Annotated in this window: 12 protein-coding genes; 9 read left to right on the forward strand and 3 right to left on the reverse strand. The window is 46.6% G+C overall.

What is annotated here, in order from left to right; genetic code table 11:
- Window positions 1-19 precede the first annotated feature (19 nt).
- Both ACKTT9_RS18155 and ACKTT9_RS18160 read left to right on the forward strand, forming a co-directional pair.
- Window positions 20-2,779, forward strand: a complete 2,760-nt coding sequence (locus ACKTT9_RS18155; protein WP_407872682.1) for a hypothetical protein — start codon at window positions 20-22, stop codon at window positions 2,777-2,779.
- A 2-nt stretch (window positions 2,780-2,781) separates the two neighbouring features.
- Entirely contained in the window at window positions 2,782-4,431 is a 1,650-nt protein-coding gene (locus ACKTT9_RS18160; protein WP_407872683.1) for a hypothetical protein, read from the forward strand.
- Here the strand turns inward: ACKTT9_RS18160 and ACKTT9_RS18165 are convergent.
- Entirely contained in the window at window positions 4,400-5,206 is an 807-nt protein-coding gene (locus ACKTT9_RS18165) for a helix-turn-helix domain-containing protein (RefSeq protein ID WP_407872684.1), read from the reverse strand. The two genes, ACKTT9_RS18160 and ACKTT9_RS18165, sit on opposite strands and share 32 nt — an antisense overlap.
- A 133-nt stretch (window positions 5,207-5,339) precedes the next feature.
- On the opposite strand from ACKTT9_RS18165, the gene ACKTT9_RS18170 reads away from it, so the two are divergent.
- The gene (locus ACKTT9_RS18170) at window positions 5,340-6,629 is read left to right on the forward strand and encodes a hypothetical protein (protein WP_407872685.1); all 1,290 of its coding nucleotides are present in this window, start codon (window positions 5,340-5,342) and stop codon (window positions 6,627-6,629) included.
- A gap of 62 nt (window positions 6,630-6,691) precedes the next feature.
- Here ACKTT9_RS18170 and ACKTT9_RS18175 read toward each other — a convergent pair whose 3' ends face one another.
- Together ACKTT9_RS18175 and ACKTT9_RS18180 are read right to left on the reverse strand one after the other, a co-directional pair.
- Window positions 6,692-7,459 (reverse strand): response regulator, encoded by a 768-nt coding sequence (locus ACKTT9_RS18175; RefSeq protein ID WP_407872686.1) that lies wholly within the window; start codon window positions 7,457-7,459, stop codon window positions 6,692-6,694.
- Window positions 7,431-9,326, reverse strand: coding sequence for a sensor histidine kinase (locus ACKTT9_RS18180; protein WP_407872687.1), 1,896 nt, complete (start codon window positions 9,324-9,326; stop codon window positions 7,431-7,433). Before ACKTT9_RS18180 ends, ACKTT9_RS18175 begins: the two co-directional genes overlap by 29 nt.
- Before the next feature lie 217 nt (window positions 9,327-9,543).
- Between ACKTT9_RS18180 and ACKTT9_RS18185 the strand changes: the two genes are divergently transcribed.
- From ACKTT9_RS18185 to ACKTT9_RS18210, 6 genes are all read left to right on the forward strand, one after another.
- On the forward strand, window positions 9,544-10,908 hold the full coding sequence (locus ACKTT9_RS18185) for an ABC transporter substrate-binding protein (protein ID WP_407872688.1): 1,365 nt from the start codon (window positions 9,544-9,546) through the stop codon (window positions 10,906-10,908).
- A 40-nt stretch (window positions 10,909-10,948) separates the two neighbouring features.
- Window positions 10,949-11,824, forward strand: coding sequence for a carbohydrate ABC transporter permease (locus ACKTT9_RS18190; RefSeq protein ID WP_407872689.1), 876 nt, complete (start codon window positions 10,949-10,951; stop codon window positions 11,822-11,824).
- Entirely contained in the window at window positions 11,821-12,642 is an 822-nt protein-coding gene (locus ACKTT9_RS18195) for a carbohydrate ABC transporter permease (protein WP_407872690.1), read from the forward strand. Before ACKTT9_RS18190 ends, ACKTT9_RS18195 begins: the two co-directional genes overlap by 4 nt.
- Before the next feature lie 31 nt (window positions 12,643-12,673).
- Complete coding sequence (locus ACKTT9_RS18200) at window positions 12,674-13,750, forward strand: Gfo/Idh/MocA family protein (RefSeq protein WP_407872691.1); 1,077 nt, start codon at window positions 12,674-12,676, stop codon at window positions 13,748-13,750.
- A gap of 235 nt (window positions 13,751-13,985) precedes the next feature.
- A complete protein-coding gene (locus tag ACKTT9_RS18205) occupies window positions 13,986-14,957 on the forward strand; it encodes a Gfo/Idh/MocA family protein (protein WP_407872692.1) in 972 nt (323 codons plus the stop codon).
- Window positions 14,958-14,978: 21 nt separating this feature from the next.
- Window positions 14,979-16,007 carry a Gfo/Idh/MocA family protein gene (locus ACKTT9_RS18210; RefSeq protein WP_407872693.1) on the forward strand — a complete coding sequence of 343 codons (1,029 nt, stop codon included), beginning with the start codon at window positions 14,979-14,981 and terminating at the stop codon, window positions 16,005-16,007.
- The last annotated feature ends 4 nt before the right edge of the window (window positions 16,008-16,011 follow it).

The raw sequence follows: 16,011 nt of genomic DNA on the forward strand, positions 1-16,011 counted from the left end.
AGAACAGGGAGGAATGGATATGAGAACGATTTATCTGTCAGTACAAGATCATGCAGCGCCAAGAATTTTGTTCGGTGCGGCACTTCTTACAAAGGCTCTGGAAGACCAAGGTTATCATGTTGAAACGTCTGAACCATGGATGACAACCCATTATCGGGAGCAGGTTGGGACGAAAATCTACATCGGCAACCGTAAGGAATCCGACTTGATCCGATCTCTGGAGGAGCAGGAAATCCTCTGTTATCATACGCAGGCTCCTGAGGAAGAAGGTTTTTATTTAGCTACGCTTCCTGGTCAATTGACCGTCATCTCCGGCGGCAGCGATACCGGTACACTATATGGGTGTCAAGAACTGGCAGCTATCCTTCGTGAAGAGAAGGGGCTTCCCGATCGATTGGCTTTTGGCGATGCGCCGTCATTCGTGCTGCGGGGACCCGCACTCGGGCTGCAGAAAACAAAGGTAGAGCCGCCACGCCGCACCTATGAATATCCCGTGACACCGGCGAGATTTCCTTGGTTTTACGATAAGGCCCTTTGGCTTGATTTCCTTGATATGCTCTTAGCGCAGCGCTGCAATGTCGTCTACATCTGGACGGGGCATCCATTCTCCTCCTTCGTGAAGCTTGACGATTACCCGGAAGCGCTCGAAGTGACGGAAGACGAGTTTCAGCTGAACGTAGAAACGTTTCATTGGCTGGCAGAGGAAGGAAATAAACGCGGCATTTGGATCGTTCTTAAATTTTACAATATCCATATTCCGCTGCCGTTTGCACAGAAGCATGGCCTGGAGCTGCACCAGCCGAAACCGACGCCACTGATTAGCGACTACTATAAAAAGAGCATTTCGGCATTTGTCCGAACATTCCCCAATGTAGGTTTGATGGTATGCCTAGGGGAGGCGCTGCAGGGACAGCTCTATGGGGCAGAATGGTTAACGGAAACGATTCTTGAAGGGGTTAATGAGGGTTTAAAGGATTTGCAGCTGAAAGAAAAGCCGCCGATCATCGTCCGTTCGCACGCTATCAACGCGGAAAACGTAATGGCTGCCGCACTCCCGCATTATCCAAACCTTTATACAGAAGCCAAGTTTAATGGAGAGTCTCTGACCACATTCACACCTAGAGGGCGCTGGCAGAACATTCATAATCACCTTAGTTCGCTGGAGACGATTCACATGATCAACGTGCATATTTTGGCCAATTTGGAGCCATTCCGTTGGGGCAGTCCTTCTTTTATTCAAAAAAGTATGCAAGCGGCCAAATACCGGCTTGGCGCGAACGGGCTTCACTTGTACCCGTTGTTTTACTGGGATTGGCCGTATTCACCGGATCAGGCTGCACCTCGGTTGCGTCAGTTTGATCGCGATTGGATCTGGTTTGCCTCCTGGTTTCGTTATGCTTGGAATCCGGACAGAGATCCCAAACAGGAGAGACGCTATTGGATAGATCTTCTCGCCGAGCGTTTCGGTAGCAGAGAAGCTGGTGAGTTGATCCTGACAGCCTACGAGGAATCAGGTGAATGTGCACCCAAAATTCTGCGCCGTTTCGGGATTACCGAGGGGAATCGGCAGACGATGAGTCTGGGCATGACACTCAGTCAATTGACCAACCCTGATCGCTATATGCCTTGGAAGGAGTTATGGGAATGTCAAGCTCCTCAAGGTGAGCGTCTGGAGGAATATGTTGTTAAGGAAATTGGAGGCAAGCCACATAGCGGAGAGACGCCTGAGGATATTATCCTGGAAGTTGAACGTGACACGGAAAAAGCAGTATATGCGATTCGAAAAGCAGGCGGTTCGGTAAGCCGGAATAAGGAGGAGTTCGACCGAATTGTCAATGACGTTGAAGCGATTCGGCTTATGACTTACTCCTACACGTATAAAGTTAGAGCTGCAATCAACATTCTAACTTACAAGCATACGGTCGGAGGACGTTATTTCGAACGGACTGACTTGCTGGAAAGCGCGCAGACACATGTAGAAGAGAGTCTTAGGAATTATCGAGAGCTTACTGCTTTGACGAATCAAACTTACCTGTACGCCAACAGCATGCAAACACCTCAGCGAAAGGTACCATTCCCGAATGGAGAAACCTATGGTCATTGGAGAGACTGTCTGCCGCTTTATGAGCAGGAATTTGAAAATTTAACGAAACAGGTGCAGCGTTTAAAAGAAGGTCGTTTACCAACAGCTCTGAAGGATACAGGTGGTAAAATTGAGCCGTATCAAGCCGTTCCTTTCGTACTGCATTCCAAAAATGCCGAGACGTATACGATTGAGAAGCAGCAGTATATTTTCAATGATGGAGATGTCTTTATTCAAAATTGCGCGGAAGAACTGACAGGTTTGACCGGTATTCGCTTCAGCCAGCGGGAAGCCTCGAAAGAAGGCGTAAATCTGGACATTGAGTTATCGGAGAAGTCTATGATCTTGGTTGGGTATTTCAATTCACCGGACTCCCAGTGGCTGAAGGCGCCAAATTTGGAGGAAAATACGCATGCAGATGACCGAGGCGGATTAGTGCCGGTTCTGACGAACGGCATGAAGGTCTATTTTTATCCAAGTTTAAATATTCATGCTTATTCGTATGAAGCCGGCAGGCATACACTGGTGTTCGGCAAAGGAGCTTATTTGCTTGTAGGCATCATTTCCGGTGAACAAAGATTGATGACACGTGATGTGTCCCATGAAGGCGTGAGCGCAGATACAATGGATTGGCTCTATAGCGCTGAAGAAGATACGCAGCCAGAGAGAATTGTCCAACCTACAAGGGGTGTATAAAAGTGAAAAATGATAGGGGCCACCGCCCTAAATTAGGACTCCAAGGTCCTGTGCTCGCCTGGCAGGATCCATGGGCCAAGGAAGCATCCGACCGGCTAATGCGAACAGGAACGGGGATGGTCACTCCATCCCAAGACCCTCTGCCGGACTCGGCTTCATATATGGCTGTTTTGCAGGAGTTGGGCACTCAGTTTTACGTGCATCATATGTTTCCAGACTTGTCCGGGCAAACGGAAATGTTAAATGATATGGTCAACTCCGGGATGGAGGTTACCCTGGGGAATGAATATGGCAACATTAACGGTCCGTTCGTTCAGGGGACGAATCGTTATGATGTCCCGGATGAAGCCATCCTTGCAGCAGCAGCCAGCGGGAAATTAATCGGGCTTTTGTATGACGAGCCTGAGCATCTGCAAATCAATGCCGGACAGTATCGCAAGGATGGATGGTTCCCGCATTGGGCGGAGACCGAAGGTCTCAACTTGGCTCAATCAGAGGAACATGTCATTGCTGCGGTTTCCGAACGGGTGAAGCAGGTGCATGATTTGCTGAACAAAAACGGTTTTGACGGGGACTCCGTTCCCTTAGTTTCGGAGCAGGTTTTCCCCGTCATGTTTCATACGATGGCAAGGGCGGGCATGACGCTTTGTCCTAAAATCATGAAAGAATCGTTCCAATCCTTGCAGCTGTCGACGGCGCTTGGAGCTGCGAAGCAATATGGACGTTCCATGTGGATTTGTGCCGACTTGTGGGGACCGGATATTGGAGCCTGGTTTACCCGAACATCCGGATTTCCCGGACATTCTCCTGCCGAATACGAATCTGCCCTGAAGTTAGGGTACTATATGTCCCCGACACACCTGTTTACGGAAAATGTGGACGCATTGCTTGCCTATGATGGCACCCGGTTCCGTAAAACTGAGTTTGGTGAGATCTGGGAACAATTCGTGAGGGATTTCGTCCCCGAACATCCACTTACTTGGCGGCATTCCGATGCTGCTCCGGACATTGTCATCATCCATTCGGATGATAGCAATTACGGACAGAACGCCCGTTTATTTGGAAACCGCAGCAGCAGGAGTCCTGAGGAGACTAATAGTATATTTGAAGTGTGGCATCTGCTTAGCCATGGCACTATACCATCGCATGGCAGCTGTATGCACATTCCTGGCTTTCATTTCCCGCGCCATGAGTTAAAGCAAAGGGTGCCGTTTGAGCAGTTTCCGCTGAAGCATGGTGCAGGCTTTCTATCTGCGGAAGCTATTCATCCGTTGTTTTACCCGGTTAATAATGTTCTCGTCTTTGATAGTGCTGTGCGAGCTGAGCAGATTGGCCACCCGAAACTGATTCTCGTAGCAGGTTCCCGAATCACCGATGAAACGCTCCACGCTGTCCGAAGAAAAGCGGAAGAAGGGGCAATCGTGATCATTGGGAAATGGCTGCTCTCCGGGAAATGGCGCGATTCCCGTACATTTGGGAATGGGGTATGGCTGCCAGTCGATAGTTTCTTGCATGAAAACACACTTGAGGCTGTAGGGCCATTCCTCGGGAGCCAGGATTGCTGGATACAAAAATTCGGGAGTACCGAACTTAGAATATATAAGAAAGACTCCGCAGGATTTACTTTGGAATTTGAAACCCTTCTTTCCTGATTTCGGAAGGGTTTTTTCCTTTTACTTTTTTAAACTGCCTGCTGAAGAAAGACAAGTCCTTGTATCCCAACGCTTCGGCGACTTCAGAGGCATTCATCCCGTTATAGCGCAGCAAATGTTCAGCCCGCTCAATGCGCGTTTGGATGATATATTGTTCCAGGGATATTCCCATAACTTCTTTGAATTTGAGAGAAAAATAGCGCGGGGATAGGTTGGCATTCTCCGCCAATGATTCCATCGAATGTGGCATGCCAGGTGTCTGACGGATACGGTGAGCAAGCATTCGAATGAGCGAGGTTGTATGATCGGTTGGGTGCAAGGCCGGCTGTTCTTCCTCGCGTTTTAACTGCATCAGCATCAAAGTTAACAACAATTTTCCTTCAATAGCGGAATCTGACGAATTCTCCAACATCGCTTCAACATAACGATTGAGATAAGTTTCAAAAAGGTATCGATCCTTCACAGTATGAGTACCAGATGGCATTGAAGGTAGCAATTTCTGATAATCAGCCAAAGAAAAGTGAATATAAGTGACGGTTAAGGGCTGCTGAGGATCATGGCTTGCTGCTGTGCGGTCTCCCGGTCTGAATACGAAACATGTTCCACCTCCGATGGGGGATGTCAAACTGTTTCGCAGCATCGTGCCCGAACCGCTCCAAGCGTACCAGAGATCGAAATCTTCCAATGGCTGCTGCCGAGTATCCCATTTCCAAGTCCGTTCGCATGTGACTTTGCCGAAGTTGCTGCTTAAACCGAATTGTGAGATGAATTCCACGTTCAAGTTTCTCCTTTATGTAGAAAAGTACAAAGATTTCGACCTGTAGTGAATTCATTTTACACTGATTTATCCGTAATATGAAGTTATTCAAGATATCTTTAGTACAAACATTTGAAGGAGATGTTTTACGATGCTGCATCCGTTTATGGGAATCGAACAATGGGATCGAATTGGTTTGTCCGTTGAGGAATCGGCTAAGCGTCTTCAGCGCATTGCGTACGTTGATCGGCGTTGTATGAATCTAGAAGCGGGACACATGACGGCACGGCCTGAATATGAGGTAAAAGGAGCATTAGCTCGGTTCACCTGGCAGGATGCCGAATTTTATAACCAGTTCCGCAACCGCTGCAAGCAGCTTCGGATGGGCGTGAGAGCATTTGAGAAGTGCCCGGATGATGCATTAGATCTGTTGATGACGACAATTTTGGAATCGTCCAATACGCTAAACTTGCTGGTCGCTTTATTTGAGGTGCTGAAGCCAGCATCAATCAATGCGGTGAACAGGTATCTATCTGAAGCTCAACCACTCGTGGATGAACCGACGATCCATCTTTTGCAGCATCAGCTCAGCGACCGCAAAGGGCAAATGGTTTGGGGCGAGCAGGCGATTGCTCACTTTATGGCATCCGCCAGCGGGGAAGAGGTAGAGAGCGCAGAGCGCTGGAAGCAGTATATTCAAGCGCTGCTGCAAGCAGCTGGGGGCATTGATGGATGCGAGGATCAGATACCAGCCAATCCGAGTTTGATTGTGGAGACGGAACCCTTTCAGCTCCCTGTTGCGAGCACCAGAGATGATCGGTTTCAAACGTCCGTCGTTAAAATGAAGGGCATGACATTCGAAGACAATGACGAAGGACGTTTTCTTCAAATGATGCTTTCCCGTTACTTCGAGATGTCGCCTGCCGAAGGTGTCGCTTATGTGCACTTTTCTACGGAAGGGAAGCCGTGGTCCTTTTACTACGATACCGCCAGACATTGTTGGGATGAGGTCAGGCACTGCTGGTTCGGAGAAGCGGCGCTGCGGAGTAAGGGCTACGATGTTCATGCCATCCCGAATTGGACGGGCTGGTATGATATGACCAGTCAATTGTTCAATAAGGATGAAGCATATACGCATCTAACCATTGCTATAGAAAAAGCTGCGATGAAATATCCACCGGGAAAAAGAGAAGAGTGGGAATTCTGCCGGGATGTCGTCAAGGACCCGTTAATGACGACATTCCAGGATTTCGATTGGGCCGATGAGGTGGTTCATGCCGGGTTCGGGCAGAAATGGATTATTGATGAACTGTTTCAGGGCGACAACGTGAAAGCCTTGGATGCAGCAGAGGATACTGTGGCGAAACGAGCCGTGTACATGGACAACTTCGATAAAGAAGGGAATGTGCCGCCGCCGAGCCGTTTTGCCGGCAATTATTAAAGAGCAAACGAGGCTGTCGATCGACGTCGAGAAGGGTGCCCTTCTGATAAAATCGGCAGCCTTTATCTTTGATATTCCTTGGGAGTGAAGCCGGTCATCTGCTTAAAAATTCGGCTGAAGTAAAACTGATCGAGGTAACCGACACGTTCGCCAACTTCTTTAATCGTTAAATTGCGATAATGCGTCAACAGATATTTGGCCTCATTAATGCGCAGTGTCATCAGGTAGCGGGAGGGAGGTTCGGAGGTGTATTTGATAAAAATTTTGCTTAAATATGAGGCTGTGAAATTGAAATGCCGTGCAATTTGTTCAAGGTTTAACTCTTTGGTGAAGTTTTCTCGCATAAACTCACGGACAAGTTGAACGATATCCTCTGGATTTTGAGTCGTTTGCATGTTCAAACCTTTTAAATGGTCCTGAAACTGAGCTCTCTCATTCTCAATAAGCGAAATGTTCCGAGACAGCACGCGCTGCAGCTCTTCTGTTGAAACCGGTTTGAGCAGATAATCTTTGACGTTATACTGCATAGCTTCCTTGGCATAGGCGAAATCGGCATAGCCGCTGGCGATAATTTTGCGAATGCGAGGAAAGTAGCTGTCAAGCGACTTGATAAGCTCCAGCCCATCCATAACGGGCATGCGAATATCCGTCACGATAAGATCAGGCTGATCTTGGCGCACCAGCTCAAGCGCTTCTTTACCGTCTTGCGCAGCGCCGATGACTTTTACCGTACCGCAAAGGTTCTCAATTCGCTTAACAAGATTATTACGAATCAAATCCTCATCTTCGACGACGATGACCTTAACTAACAGCCGTTCCTCCATGACCATGATGTTCGTTGATACCTCCTTGCGTAAGTGTTCCGCCAATCATGACGGTCGCGCCTTGCCCATCGTTTACAATCCTGAAAATAGTATCGTTACCGTACATCAGTTTCATGCGGATATAAATATTTAACAGTCCCATTCCGTTTAATTGGAGTAAAGGAAGTACGTTCGTTTTATCAATTTCCTTGATTTTCCCATGAAGAACTTGCAAGCTTTCCTCACTAAAACCTTCTCCCGTATCGGCAACTTCAACTTGCCAATGGTTACCTGAGATTGTTCCTCTCACACGGATCGTCCATGGCGGCTGATGTTTGGTTGCAAATTTGAGCGCATTTTCCACTAATGGTTGGATAATAAGCTTTGGTATTCGCAGTTCTGTGAGCTGCTCATCGATGTCAAATTCAAACTGAAGCTTACGCCCGAAACGGATTTGATTGATTTCCAAAAATTTTCGGGTATGCAGAACTTCCTCCTTGAGAGCGACCAGGGAACCGTCTGCCGAGAAATAACGAAGAAAGTCGGACATATTTTCGGTCATGGCAACGATTTCCGCGTTCATATTTTCCTGCGCCATAACCTGGATTGTCGTTAGTGTATTATACAGAAAATGCGGATTCATTTGCGTCTGCAGAGCAATCAGTTTCGCTTGCAGTTCTTGGTGCTGCGACATTAGCAAATCATCCATGGATTGCTTTAGCCGCGTGCTCATCTTCATGAACGACCAATACAACTGGTCCAGTTCGTTTAATCCGCTATTTAACTGGGGTACGGCAACACGTTCAGTGCCGAGGTCTTCCAATCGCATGGTTCGCATGGAACGATGAATTTTTTGAATCGGCATTGTAATCCGTTTTGCCGCAAGAAAGGATAGTAAAATAGCCAACAGCAGAATAACCAGAGCTACTAGCACCGTGCGCTTCGCAAAGGTGAAAAGAGGCGACAGCAACTTGTTTTCAGACACGATAATGACCGTACTGAGCCCGGTAAAGTCGGAGTAATGCAGCGATAACAGCGCTTTTTCCCCCGTATCCTGATTGTAAAAGATTTGGTCTCCCGCTGTACCATCCGTTCCCTTATATTGCATATAGGGCAAGTATCGTTCTTTATCTGCATTCGTGGGATAGATGATTTCGTTTGCATCATTGTAAACGAGGACTTTAGCTTGGTAGGGATTACGTTCAGTAAAATCGATAGCGCTTTTGAAAATGCGATTAAAGTACTGCTTAACTTCGATAATCCCCATTGGCGTATTGTAGTTATCGTAGAAAAGACGGAATAAAGAAATCGAAAACTGCTTCTCTTGCGAGGAGATGAAACGTGACATTTCCTCGTCGGGCACAGGAAGAGCAATATATTTTCCAGCTGCGTTATTCATCACTGTGTTAAACCAAGGCTTATCTTGGGGGACATAGCTTCGTTCTCCATTATCAAAGCCGTTGCCATATACTTTGCTTTTGAAATCATACAAATACAGCTGTTCAACAGGCCGAGATGGACCGATTGCAGCCGTGAGGATGTCTGTCAATTCTTTGGCATTTTGCACTGATTTCTCAGCGCTGGTGACATTAACGTTCTCTGGTTGCTGCTTCGGTTCCGAGTTGGTTGTGAGGGAAAGATAGCTTTGAAAATGATTTTTCACGAGGTTGGAGTACATCACATTCAGCGAAACATCGTTTAATTTATGGAACTCGGAATCAATGTTGTCCTGCATGGACTGTCCCATGCTTTCCAAGGTATCCGTCGCATTCTTTCGCAGCAGATCGGAGGCCCATAGATAGAACCAGGCAACCAGAACGGTGAACACGATAACGATAATGAACGAATAGGTGGAGAAAAGAATCGAGCGTATGTTGCGGTGTTTAGTCCACATAAGCTGCCTCCAAACGGTCGGTGTGCCTTTGTTGTTTTCATTTTCCATCGGGTCGACCGTTTTGTCAAAGCTTTTCTTGAAAGCGTATGCAAGTCAAATTTGTGCATAAAAGGAGTCGGATTTCTCCATGTTAGATAACGGGCACGGCATCTATAATGAGGGCATATCCGAAATGTAAGCGGATTTATGAGGGTCATAAACCAAGGGGAGTGGTGTTGTGAAAAAGCCGTTATGGATGTTGGCCGTATCTGTAGTTACCGTGGCATTGGTTGGAGGATGCAGCAGTGGATCTGCGCCAAGTGCGACTAGTAGTGCTGCAACGCCCGCAGGAAAAAGCGAAACATCTGCAACTGAGAGCAAACCTCCCGCTAAGAAAGACGTGACGCTAACGTATATTGCAAGCCAAGGTTGGATTAAGGATACGGAGATGCAGCTGGCCAAAAAGTTTGAGAGCGAAACCGGCATCCGTATTGATTATCAAATTATTCCAGCCGACCAATACTTTAATGTGCTGAAGACGAAGCTGAATGCCAAGGAAGGTCCGGATTTATTCGGCGGCCAAAGCGGCAAAAGTGAGATAAGTTTAAATTACAACGTAGAGAAAAATGCCGTTGATCTGAGCGATCAAGAGTGGACCAAGCGGGAGGATAAGCTTTCACTGGAGCAGCTTTCACTAAACGGAAAAGTGTATGCGCTTACGATTTGGGATACCGGCAACAGCTTTGTCGTTGTATACAACAAAAAGATTTATGAGAAGCTCGGGATCAGCGTGCCAAAAACGTATGAAGAGTTCAAGCAAGCTTCCTTGAAAATTAAGCAATCCGGCATAACGCCGATCTATGAACCTATTGCAGACGGTTGGCACCATGTGCTTTGGTTCGCAGAACCGGGACCTCGGTATGACGAAGTTACGCCTAATCTGTACAACGATCTGAACGCAAACAAAAAGAAATTTGTTGATGATGCAAGCATGAAAACCTCCTTGACTCAGCTGAAGGAAATGTATGATCTCGGATTTTTTGGTGATAACACGTTCTCTGACACCGGTTCGGATACAGCGAACAAACTGGCTAGCGGTAAATTTGCCATGTCCCTGTCGACACAAAGCACACCAGGTGATGTCACCAAAATTAATCCCGAGCTGAAAACCGAAGACTTCGGATTCTTCCCGATTCCACTTGCCGATAATCAATTTTATTACATCAATCCTGGTGGTCCGAGTAAGTTCGTTTATTCCGGATCGAAACATATCGAAGAGGCGAAGCAGTATCTAGCCTTTTTAGCCAAACCGGAAAATCTGCAATATATGGTCGACAACGACAAGACGGTCTCGAATCTAAACTTCACAGGACTTAAGGATAAATATACCGACGAGCAGAAAAAGCTGTTTGCGGCTTATCCAAAGCGAGGCACTGACCTCCAGGATTATGTCAACTATGTCAATCCGCAATGGATGGATATGGGGAAAGATATGGTTGCGATGTTCAGTAAGGCAATGGAGCCAATCGATGTACTGAAAAGCATTGATAAGCGAAGAGCAGACATGGCAGGGGTGGCCAAAGACCCGGCCTGGGCCAAATAAAAGAGATTAGCATTCTATTCGGAGTGGGGAGTTTACCGCTATGAACAATAAGATTTATCCTTCTTATTTCAGTTGGGCGACACTCGGGTTATATCTGATTTTTTTTATCATACCGGGATTGATGGGCTTCTACTATTCATTCACCGATTGGAACATGTATTCCAATGACATTCAGTTCATCGGTTTTGATAATTTCAGATCGCTGTTCTCAGCCGATGAGAAATACATGAAGTTTATTATGAATACGCTCAATTTTACGGTATCGACGGTGATTCTGAAGACGTTGCTCGGACTTGCATTTGCCATCGCTCTTAACGAGGGCATTCGAATGAAAGGGTTTCACCGAGTGATGATTTTCATGCCTTCGATCGTTCCGATGCTCGTGGTCGGCCTTATTTTCAAATCCGTGCTTAATCCTGCTACAGGCCTTCTGAATGAATCACTGCGAGCAATCGGCTTAGATGTCCTGACGCAAAAGTGGCTCGTTGACGTGAATTGGGCGTTCAAATCAATAATCGCCGTCGATACATGGAAGGGTGTAGGGTACATCATGATCATCCTGCTCGCCGGCTTGCAATCGATCTCGAAAACCTACTATGAAGCCGCACAGATCGATGGTGCAAATAGTTGGCAAAAGTTCAAATATGTTACGGTCCCACTTCTGATGCCTGCTCTCGTCGTTACCACCGTGCTCAATTTATTGCATGGCCTTAAGGTCTTTGAGGTTGTGTACGTTCTGACGAATGGGGGTCCGGGCTATGCGACGGATGTGCTGTATACGACGATTTTCAAGGAATTTTCGCAAGGAAGGTACGGCGTAGGGACAGCCTTGTCAACCGTACTGTTCTTGTTCATGACCATTGTCGGCTACTTCGTGATTCGGTTGATGGCCAAAGAAGAGGAGATTAGCGCATGAGAATGAACCCCGTTGTCTCCTTGCTTCGAAACGTATTTGCTTGGGCACTTAGCTTGCTCATGTTCATTCCTCTGCTGCTGATCGTCATCAATTCTCTGAAAACACAGCTGGAAGCAAACACAATGAGTATGAACCTGCCGAAAAGTTTGGCATGGAGCAATTATGCCGTTGTTATTGAACAAGGTAAACTAATCCAATCGTTTTTTAACAGCTTGCTATACGCCAGTGTGTCAACCGTGCTAGGAATTGCGCTTGCTTCCATTGCGGCTTATGTATTTTCCAGAAACCGAACGTTCATGAATCGGATTCTTTATTTATTCGTCATCATGGGCATCGCGATGCCAGTCAACTTTGTTACCTTAACCAAAGTCATGCAAATGACGCATCTCATTAATACACAGCTTGGCATCATTATTTTACTGGCCGTCGGCTCGATCCCGTTCAGTGTATTTCTTATCTATGGATTCGTAGCCTCTGTACCAAAAGAGTTAGACGAGGCAGGGATTGTGGACGGATGCCCGCCATTCAAGCTATTTTACGCGATTGTTCTTCCTCTTTTAGTACCTGTCATTGTGACAGTCGCAATTTTGAATTTTATGGGCGCTTGGAACGATTTCGTGCTTCCTTTATATTATTTGAACTCTTCGACGAAGTGGCCGATGACGTTAGCCGTTTACAACTTTTATGGACGTTTTCAGGTCAATTGGAACTTAGTTTCGGCGGATATTGTACTTACAACACTGCCGGTCATCGTCATCTATCTTATTGGCCAAAAATACATCATTTCCGGGATGACATCCGGATCCGTCAAAGGATAGCTAATTTTTAATAAAAGGAGTTGGACACACTATGAATAAGCCCAAATACAAACTAGGCGTTATCGGGCTTGGGGAAGGACGCAGCATTATCTCTGCAGCGCTGCAAAGCGAACGTTGGGAGTTGGTCAATGTTTGCGATATTAATGAAGATTTGTGCAAGCTGCGCAAGGATGAATTCGGGTTTGGGCGATATACGCTTAACTACGCGGATCTGCTCAATGATCCTGAAATAGATGTCATTGCCATCTATACACCGGATCAACTGCACGGCCGTCATATCCAAATGGCGTTGGAAGCAGGCAAACATGTTATTGTAACCAAACCGATGCTTCATTCTCTGGAAGAAGCCAGCGGACTGCTTAGTGTATGGAAAAGCTCGGGCAAACATGTTTTTGTGGGACAGAGCTCCAGATTTTTTGAGCCGATGATTCATCAACGCAATGATTTCTTAGCCGGCCGCCATGGTGAAATGGATACCGTAGAAACCTTTTACATATCGGACTCTCGCTGGTTTTTGCAGAAAGATTGGAGCAGGCAGCGGGGGTTCAGTTGGTTGTATAATTTTATGATTCACGCCGTTGATCTGGCCAAATGGTATTTGCCTGAGATCGAAGAAGTGTTCGGTTACGGGCACTCGAGCAGTGCGAACAAGGAGTACGGGTTAACGGCGCCGGATTCGATGAGATTTGTGATGAAAGATAAGGAGGGGCGAATCGCCCAAGTGGCCGGTTCCTACACCAAACCTTCGCTGCAGCATATTGATCCAGGTATAAGCTGTACACTCAGGGGGACGAAAGGGACGAGTAGAGCTGTCTACTCCAATCTGTTGTATCATACGCATTTTCCGCCGGAGCAGCCTGTGACCCATTCGTTCGAAGAGAAATTCCCGTACTATTTCCGTTTCGAGGGAACAAGCCATCATGCGGGTGAGTACCAAAATTACATTGAATATTTTGCGGATTGTCTGGAACAAGGTGAAACGCCGAAGCCGGATTTGGCGGAGGGGATTCACACTCTTTCGATTCTGACAGCGATGGAAAGAAGTATGGAAAGCGGTAAGCCCGTGAAAGTAAACGATGTTTTAAAGGAGTATTACTTGGAACTGTAAAAGTTAATTCGATATTTGACAGGTAGATCCTCAGCGTACTGCTGTGGGTCTATTTTTGTTTTTGGAGCGTTTCGTAGAATAGTCGATTTTTCGGAAGATTCACTAATATTCGAATGAATCGTAATTATGTGCATAATTCGTAGTACTGCAGATTTATTTTTCTCAATATTACAACTATTATTAGAATTAAGGTGGACAGTAACAATAGACAGCACAAGAGGGAGGGATAGCAGATATGAAGCTGGCCGTAATGGGCGCAGGGGCTATAGGTGTCAAGCATTTAGAGGCAGCAAGTGAGATTGACGGATTGGAGCCTGTCGCCATTGTTGAGATTAATGAATCTCTGGCCTTGGAGACAGCTAAGAAGTATGGAATTAAGGCTTATACAGATTATCAAGAAATGCTGCAGAAAGAAAAACCGGATATAGCTGTGATTGCGCTGCCACATTTTTTACATAAAGAAGTGTCTATCCGCTGTGCCGAGCATGGATCTCATATTTTACTTGAGAAGCCGATGGCTTTAAATACAGTGGAATGCGATGAGATTATTGCTGCAGCTGAGCGTAATGAAGTTAAGCTAATGGTTGGTCACACGCAACACTATTTTCCAGAGAATATTGAAGTTAGACGAATTATTGAGAGTGGCGAGCTTGGAAAGCTTGTCATGATTAATGATACGCGGAACGTAAACTACTATAGAGCAGATCGACCCGGGTGGTTCTTTGAGAAGAGTAAAGCAGGTGGAGGCATCATGATGAATCTGGGGGCGCATTCTATTGATAAAATTCAATGGATGACACAAAGCAGGGTCACCAAGGTGAAGGCATCCGTAAGCTTCCATGAAGAACGGGGTGACGTTGAAGGCAGCGGAATTGTTTTTATGGAAACCTCCTCCGGTGTTCCCGCTGTGATTACGCAATCCGGATATTCAGGAGTTTCACGTAATGAAACGGAGTTTATGTTTACAAAGGGTATGCTCAAGCTGGAGACGGGGAAGGGCCTGTCCATAAGCCGTGACGGTTTGTACGAGCCAGTCCTGCTGAAGCCGGCTGAGCAGCCTTTAGTCCAACAATTATTAGATTTTATGGATGCGATTACAAATGATACTTGGCTGGATTGTTCCGGTGCATATTCCAAGACAGTCGTTTCTGTCATCGAGAGTGTATATGCTTCAAGTGAGACAGGAACGGAGCAGATCGTGAAATAACCATATAAGAGGAGTGATGAGATGAGTGAAAAAATGAGATTTGCTGTTATAGGAGCTGGAGTGATTGCTCCCTCTCATGCGAAGGCCATTCAGGGTAACTCGCAAGCAGAATTGGTTGGCATCGCCGATGTTGAGGTTGAAAAGGCTGAAAAATTAGCGGCAGATTTTTCAATTCCGCAAGTGTATCAGGACTACCAGCAGCTGCTGAAGCGTGATGATATTGATGCTGTTACAGTAGCGGTACCAAGCGGCTATCATGCGGAAGTCGTCATTGCGGCAGCACAGGCAGGCAAACATGTGTTGTGTGAAAAGCCGCTTGATATCACTTCGGAAAACATGACGCTTATGATCGATGCTTGTCGCAAAGCAAATGTGAAGCTTGGCTGCGTATTTCAACGTCGCGTAACTGAGGCGTCTATTGTCGCGAAAAAGGCCATAGAGGCTGGCAAGCTGGGTAAGCTGGTGCTTGGTGATGCTTACCAGAAAAGCTATCGCAGCCCTCAGTATTACAAAAGCGCCGGCTGGCGCGGCACTTGGGCTATCGATGGCGGCGGAGCCCTAATGAATCAGGGTGTGCATGGCATCGACTTGATTCAGTGGCTGATGGGCGATGTTCATTCTGTCTTTGCCTATTCATCCGCGCTGGTTCGCGAGATTGAAGTGGAAGACACGGCAGTAGCCGTTGTGAAATATAAGAACGGAGCATTCGGGGTGATACAAGGAACTACCTCTGTGTATCCGGGGCAGGAGACGCGCTTCGAACTTCACGGGGAGAAAGGCACGATCATTTTTGACGATACGGGGTTCAAGCAGTGGAAAATTGCTGATAGTGAAGAAGAAGCGCCTAAGGTGGAGCCAAGAGTTAGCGCCAAAAATGATCCTTCCCATATCGCCAATGACGGGCATTTTATATTCGTTGATGATTTAATCCAAGCTATTCGTGAAAACAGGGATCCCCTGGTATCAGGAGAAGAAGGCAGGAAAGCTGTGGATTTAATTCTCGCTATCTATGAATCGGCACGGAGCGGGAAAGAGATTATGTTGAAATAGTCCT

Source organism: Paenibacillus sp. P36, from assembly GCF_045866505.1.
Taxonomy (GTDB): domain Bacteria; phylum Bacillota; class Bacilli; order Paenibacillales; family NBRC-103111; genus Paenibacillus_E; species Paenibacillus_E chondroitinus.

What these genes read in the sequence shown, in the direction of transcription:
- ACKTT9_RS18175 (WP_407872686.1), bottom strand. Translation starts at nt 7,459, where the DNA reads ATGGTCATGGAGGAACGGCTGTTAGTTAAGGTCATCGTCGTCGAAGAT.
- ACKTT9_RS18205 (WP_407872692.1), top strand. Translation starts at nt 13,986, where the DNA reads ATGAAGCTGGCCGTAATGGGCGCAGGGGCTATAGGTGTCAAGCATTTA.
- ACKTT9_RS18170 (WP_407872685.1), top strand. Translation starts at nt 5,340, where the DNA reads ATGCTGCATCCGTTTATGGGAATCGAACAATGGGATCGAATTGGTTTG.
- ACKTT9_RS18195 (WP_407872690.1), top strand. Translation starts at nt 11,821, where the DNA reads ATGAGAATGAACCCCGTTGTCTCCTTGCTTCGAAACGTATTTGCTTGG.
- ACKTT9_RS18210 (WP_407872693.1), top strand. Translation starts at nt 14,979, where the DNA reads ATGAGTGAAAAAATGAGATTTGCTGTTATAGGAGCTGGAGTGATTGCT.
- ACKTT9_RS18180 (WP_407872687.1), bottom strand. Translation starts at nt 9,326, where the DNA reads ATGTGGACTAAACACCGCAACATACGCTCGATTCTTTTCTCCACCTAT.
- ACKTT9_RS18200 (WP_407872691.1), top strand. Translation starts at nt 12,674, where the DNA reads ATGAATAAGCCCAAATACAAACTAGGCGTTATCGGGCTTGGGGAAGGA.
- ACKTT9_RS18155 (WP_407872682.1), top strand. Translation starts at nt 20, where the DNA reads ATGAGAACGATTTATCTGTCAGTACAAGATCATGCAGCGCCAAGAATT.
- ACKTT9_RS18190 (WP_407872689.1), top strand. Translation starts at nt 10,949, where the DNA reads ATGAACAATAAGATTTATCCTTCTTATTTCAGTTGGGCGACACTCGGG.